Here is a 6,060-nt window from a genome sequence, read left to right as displayed (position 1 = left end):
TACGGCCTCATTTCTCGCTGCCGTCCAGATCAGATGCATCGCTCTCTGGGCTAAAATCTTGTGACGACACTATCTAGAGGCAATTTACGCACAATTAATGATATTTCATCGACTACGCTTGTAGACGGAACAACAATATGGAGGCGTAACGATGAAACAAACTGTAGCCGCTTATATCGCCAAAACACTCGAGCAGGCAGGGGTGAAACGCATTTGGGGCGTTACCGGCGATTCGTTAAACGGATTGAGTGACAGCCTTAACCGTATGGGTACCATCGACTGGATGTCCACACGCCATGAAGAGGTCGCCGCGTTCGCCGCAGGGGCGGAAGCGCAGCTCACCGGTGAACTGGCGGTGTGTGCGGGTTCCTGCGGACCCGGCAACCTGCATCTGATTAACGGACTGTTCGACTGCCACCGCAACCACGTGCCGGTGCTGGCAATTGCCGCCCACATCCCTTCAAGCGAAATCGGCAGCGGCTATTTTCAGGAGACCCACCCGCAGGAGTTGTTCCGTGAATGCAGCCACTATTGTGAGCTGGTGTCCACGCCTGAACAAATCCCGCAGGTGCTGGCCATCGCCATGCGCAAAGCTGTGCTTAACCGTGGCGTTTCCGTTGTTGTCATACCCGGCGACGTCGCGCTTAAACCCGCGCCAGAGACCGCCAGCAGCCACTGGTACCCGGCCCCACAGCCGGTCATCACCCCTACCCTCGACGAGTTAAAAAAACTGGCACAGCTGCTGCGCTACTCCAGCAATATCGCGCTGATGTGCGGCAGCGGCTGCGCGGGTGCGCACAGCATGCTGATTGAGTTTGCCGGTAAGCTGAAAGCCCCTGTCGTGCACGCGATGCGCGGAAAAGAACATGTGGAGTATGACAACCCGTACGATGTCGGGATGACCGGGTTGATTGGCTTCTCATCGGGTTTTCACACCATGATGAACGCCGATACGTTAATCCTGCTCGGTACCCAGTTCCCGTATCGCGCGTTTTATCCCACCGACGCCAAAATTATCCAGATTGATATCAATCCGGGCAGCATTGGCGCACACAGTAAAGTGGACATGGCGCTGGTGGGTGATATCAATGCCACCCTGACCGCGCTGCTTCCGCTGCTGGAAGAAAAAACCGATCGCCATTTCCTGGATAAAGCGCTGGAACACTACCGCGAGGCGCGTAAAGGGCTGGATGAGCTGGCTAAACCAAGCGAGAAAGCCATCCACCCGCAATATCTGGCGCAACAAATCAGCCATTTTGCCAGCGATGATGCCATCTTCACCTGTGATGTGGGCACCCCTACCGTCTGGGCTGCACGTTATCTGAAAATGAACGGCAAACGTCGCCTGCTGGGGTCGTTCAACCACGGCTCGATGGCCAATGCGATGCCACAGGCATTAGGGGCCAAAGCAACGCACCCGCAACGCCAGGTGGTGGCAATGTGCGGCGATGGCGGTTTCAGCATGCTGATGGGGGATTTTCTCTCCGTGGTGCAAATGAAGCTGCCCGTCAAAATCATCGTCTTTAACAACAGCGTGCTGGGCTTTGTGGCAATGGAGATGAAGGCCGGTGGCTACCTGACCGACGGCACGGAGCTGCACGATACCAATTTCGCACGCATTGCCGAGGCGTGCGGGATTACCGGTATCCGGGTGGAAAAATCCGCCGAAGTGGATGAGGCCCTCCAGCACGCATTCTCTATTGATGGCCCGGTGCTGGTGGACGTGGTGGTCGCGAAAGAAGAGCTGGCGATCCCGCCGCAAATCAAACTGGAACAGGCCAAAGGCTTTAGCCTTTATATGCTGCGCGCCATTATCAGCGGACGCGGTGATGAGGTGATGGAACTGGCGAAAACGAACTGGCTCAGGTAAAACAGGAGGCACTACCGCCAGTAAATAAGGAAATTATCGTGATTGATTTACGCAGTGATACCGTCACCCGCCCGAGCCGCGCCATGCTTGAACAGATGCTGGCAGCCCCGGTCGGGGACGATGTTTACGGGGATGACCCGACCGTCAATGAACTGCAACGTTACGCGGCAGAACTGAGCGGCAAGGAAGCGGCGCTCTTTCTGCCTACTGGCACCCAGGCCAACCTGGTAGCGCTGCTCAGCCATTGTGAACGCGGCGAAGAGTATATTGTCGGCCAGGCCGCACACAACTACCTGTATGAAGCCGGTGGTGCCGCCGTTCTGGGCAGTATCCAGCCGCAACCTATCGACGCCGCACCGGACGGCAGCCTGCCGCTCGACAAAGTGGCAATGAAAATCAAGCCGGACGATATCCACTTTGCCCGTACCAAACTGTTAAGCCTGGAAAACACCCACAACGGCAAAGTGCTGCCACGCGACTATCTGCGTCAGGCATGGGAATTCACCCGCCAGCATAACCTTGCGCTGCATGTAGACGGTGCGCGTATTTTCAATGCCGTGGTGGAGTATGGCTGCGAACTGCACGACATCACCCAATACTGTGACTCGTTCACCATCTGCCTGTCCAAAGGCCTTGGCACCCCCGTCGGCTCACTGCTGGTGGGAAGCAAGGATTACATCAAGCGCGCCACCCGCTGGCGTAAAATGACCGGCGGCGGGATGCGCCAGGCCGGTATCCTGGCCGCGGCGGGTCTCTATGCGCTGCAGCACAATGTCCAGCGCCTGAAAGAAGACCACGACAATGCCGCCTGGCTGGCTGAGCAACTGCGTGAAATTGGTGCTGACGTGATGCGTCATGACACCAATATGCTGTTTGTTCGTGTAGGGGAAGAGCACGCCGCAGCGCTGGGTGCCTTTATGCATGAGCGTGACGTGCTGATTAACGCCTCGCCAATTGTGCGTCTGGTGACCCATCTGGATGTCAGCCGCGATCAGCTTGCCGCCGTTGTGTCTCACTGGCAGGCCTTTTTGCAGCGTTAAGGAGCAGGATGTGCCGCAACGTATTCTGGTGCTCGGGGCCAGTGGCTACATTGGTCAGCACCTGATCCAGGCGTTAAGTCAGCAGGGACACGAGATTCTCGCTGCGGCACGTCGTCTCTCACGCCTGCAGAAACAGCAGCTAGCGGGCGTAAGTTGCCATGAAATCGATCTTATCTGGCCGGACAATCTTCCGGCGCTGCTTGAGGGTATCGATACGCTCTACTTCCTGGTGCACAGCATGGGAGAGAGCGGCGATTTTATCGCCCAGGAGCGGCAAATTGCCCTCAACGTGCGCGATGCGCTGCGGGAATGTCCGGTCCGGCAGGTGATTTTTCTCAGTTCACTGCAGGCCAAAGAATCCAGCGATTCCAGCCACCTGATTGCCCGCCAGGTCACGGGCGATATCCTGCGTGACGCCGGGGTGCCGGTCACGGAGTTACGTGCTGGCATTATCGTCGGTGCAGGCTCTGCCGCGTTTGAAGTGATGCGGGATATGGTTTACAACCTGCCGGTGCTCACGCCGCCGCTGTGGGTGCGCTCGCGCACCACCCCCATCGCGCTGGAAAATCTGCTGCACTATCTGCTGGAATTGCGCCACCACCCGGCACAAGAGCACCGCATTTTCGAAGCCGCCGGGCCTGAAACGCTGAGCTACCAGCAGCAGTTTGAACATTTTATGGCGGTCAGCGGCGTAACCCGCCCGCTGATTGCCATTCCCCTGCCTACCAGGCTTATCTCCGTCTGGTTTTTGCAGGTGATTACCTCAGTGCCACCCACCATCGCCCGCGCGCTGATTCAGGGGCTAAAGCACGACCTGCTGGCTGACGATCGCCCCCTTCGCGAACTTATCCCACAAACGCTGCTCACCTTTGATGAGGCGGTGCGTCGCACGCTTCGCGAAGAAGAGAAATTAGTGAACTCAAGCGACTGGGGCTACTCCCCGCAGGCATTCGCGCGCTGGCGCCCGCAATACGGCTACTTCCCCAAACAGGCCGGTTTCACCGTTGAAACATCCGCCAGCCTGGAAGCACTGTGGGAGGTGGTCAACCGAATTGGCGGCAAAGAGCGCTACTTCTTCGGTAATGTTCTCTGGCAAACCCGCGCCGCACTGGACCGCCTGATCGGCCATCGTCTGGCGAAAGGCCGTCCGCAGCGCCCGCTGTTACAGGTGGGCGATCAGGTCGATAGCTGGAAAGTGATCATCGCTGAGCCGCAGGAACAACTCGCGCTGCTGTTCGGGATGAAAGCGCCGGGTCTCGGTCGCCTGAGTTTTACCCTCAGCGATAAAGGCAAACACCGGCTGGTGGATGTACGCGCCTGGTGGCATCCGCACGGTATGCCGGGGCTTATCTACTGGTTGCTGATGATCCCGGCGCATCTGTTTATTTTTCGGGGTATGGCCCGGCGCATTGCGCGACTGGCAGAACAAAACGCAGAAAAAAAGTAAATTCAGACATTATTCTTTCACGTTTCCCATTGCATACCGCCGTATTTCACGGAAGAATGCGCACGCAATGATTGCGGGTCACTATAGTGGATTGCTATGAAGGTTCTGGTCACAGGCGCAACCAGCGGTTTAGGCCGAAACGCCGTCGAATATTTACGTCAAAAAGGCATTAGCGTTCGCGCAACGGGCCGCAACAAAGCCATGGGCGAGTTGCTGACAAAAATGGGCGCTGAGTTTATTCACGCCGATCTGACCGAGCTGGTCTCCTCGCAGGCCAAAGTGATGCTCGCCGGAGTCGATACCCTGTGGCACTGTTCCAGCTTTACCTCTCCCTGGGGTACGCAGGCTGCCTTTGATTTGGCAAACGTCCGGGCAACCCGCCGCCTGGGCGAATGGGCCGTGGCCTGGGGCGTGCGCAACTTCATTCATATTTCATCGCCGTCACTCTATTTCGATTATCACCATCATCACGATATCCGTGAGGATTTCCGCCCGGCGCGTTTTGCCAACGAGTTTGCCCGCAGCAAAGCCGCCAGCGAAGAGGTGATTCACCTGCTCGCGCAGGCCAACCCCAATACACGCTTTACGGTCTTACGTCCGCAAAGTCTGTTCGGGCCGCACGATAAAGTCTTTATTCCGCGCCTGGCGCAGATGATGCACCACTATCGCAGCGTGTTACTGCCGCGCGGCGGGCAAGCGATGGTCGATATGACCTATTACGAAAACGCGGTGCATGCGATGTGGCTGGCAAGCCAGCCCGCCTGTGATGCGCTCCCCTCCGGGCGCGCGTATAACATCACCAACGGCGAGCCGCGCACGCTGCGCAGCATCGTGCAAAAGCTGATTGACGATCTAGGGATGGACTGCCGGATCCGTTCCGTGCCTTATGCGATGCTGGATATGGTGGCGCGCAGTATGGAACATTTCGGCGATAAATCGGCGAAAGAGCCCTCCCTCACCCACTATGGGGTATCCAAGCTGAACTTCGATTTCACGCTGGATATCCGCCGGGCACAGGAAGAGCTGGGCTATGAGCCGCTGGTCTCCGTCGATGAGGGCATCGCCCGCACGGCGTTCTGGCTGCGCGATCACGGGAAACTGCCGCGCTAACGCACGCGAACTAGAACGGGCGATGCTGAATCTCAGAGATGCGCTTGCCCGTTCTATCAATGTAAAACCAGTCGCCGCCCACCATCATCGTATGCTCACCGCCCGCCTCTCGCTGAGGTTTGCAACCGTTGCACACCAGGGCTTTTCCCTGCTCAAACGACCAGGCAAAATCAAACTGGCGGGGAATAACCTGGCGAAACTGCGCATCGAAATAACCTATTTTGCCCTGCGCGCGGGAACGTACCAACCCTTCACTAAACCCGTCAGGACCATTATCAAACCGGATAACCGGCAGCTTTTCGCCGTTGGGCTTGATGTAATAATCAGGATCCTGTTCCGCTTTCCCCTGCGTCATGAGTGCGGCCCAGACAAGACCATTATCCATACGAACGCTGTTGGCAAAGAGATCCGGCAGGAAATGCCATTTGCCCTTTTCATCTTGTGCACAGCGTGAAAGCTGTTCCAGCGTACCGCTGTGCTTATCCGTATAGGTGCAGGCATAGACCTTGTCTTGCGCCTGTACACTGGATGACAAAAGCCACCCCAGCAGCACCATGCCACCGCCGATATAACCTGTTCGCATCCGTTTTATC

5 protein-coding genes are annotated in these 6,060 nt (G+C 57.2%); 4 read left to right on the top strand and 1 reads right to left on the bottom strand.

Going from position 1 to position 6,060, the window contains the following annotated elements; all coding sequences use genetic code 11:
* Positions 1 to 151 precede the first annotated feature (151 nt).
* The 4 genes from poxB to ACSZPU_RS08595 all read left to right on the top strand — a co-directional run bounded on the left by poxB (position 152) and on the right by ACSZPU_RS08595 (position 5,467).
* The gene (poxB, locus tag ACSZPU_RS08610; protein ID WP_498997575.1) at positions 152 to 1,870 is read left to right on the top strand and encodes a ubiquinone-dependent pyruvate dehydrogenase; all 1,719 of its coding nucleotides are present in this window, start codon (positions 152 to 154) and stop codon (positions 1,868 to 1,870) included.
* Between the two features lie 38 nt (positions 1,871 to 1,908).
* A complete protein-coding gene (ltaE, locus tag ACSZPU_RS08605; RefSeq protein ID WP_498997572.1) occupies positions 1,909 to 2,910 on the top strand; it encodes a low-specificity L-threonine aldolase in 1,002 nt (333 codons plus the stop codon).
* A gap of 10 nt (positions 2,911 to 2,920) precedes the next feature.
* Positions 2,921 to 4,357 (top strand): DUF2867 domain-containing protein, encoded by a 1,437-nt coding sequence (locus tag ACSZPU_RS08600; protein WP_498997571.1) that lies wholly within the window; start codon positions 2,921 to 2,923, stop codon positions 4,355 to 4,357.
* A gap of 96 nt (positions 4,358 to 4,453) precedes the next feature.
* A complete protein-coding gene (locus ACSZPU_RS08595; RefSeq protein WP_498997568.1) occupies positions 4,454 to 5,467 on the top strand; it encodes a 3-beta-hydroxysteroid dehydrogenase in 1,014 nt (337 codons plus the stop codon).
* A gap of 10 nt (positions 5,468 to 5,477) precedes the next feature.
* On the opposite strand, the gene ACSZPU_RS08590 is transcribed toward ACSZPU_RS08595, so the two are convergent.
* Positions 5,478 to 6,050 carry a WG repeat-containing protein gene (locus ACSZPU_RS08590; RefSeq protein ID WP_498997565.1) on the bottom strand — a complete coding sequence of 191 codons (573 nt, stop codon included), beginning with the start codon at positions 6,048 to 6,050 and terminating at the stop codon, positions 5,478 to 5,480.
* Positions 6,051 to 6,060: the final 10 nt, after the last annotated feature.

The organism is Phytobacter sp. V69 (assembly GCF_965644215.1).
In the GTDB taxonomy this organism is placed as follows: Bacteria; Pseudomonadota; Gammaproteobacteria; order Enterobacterales; family Enterobacteriaceae; genus Phytobacter.
This window is presented reverse-complemented; position numbering and strand designations above follow the sequence as displayed.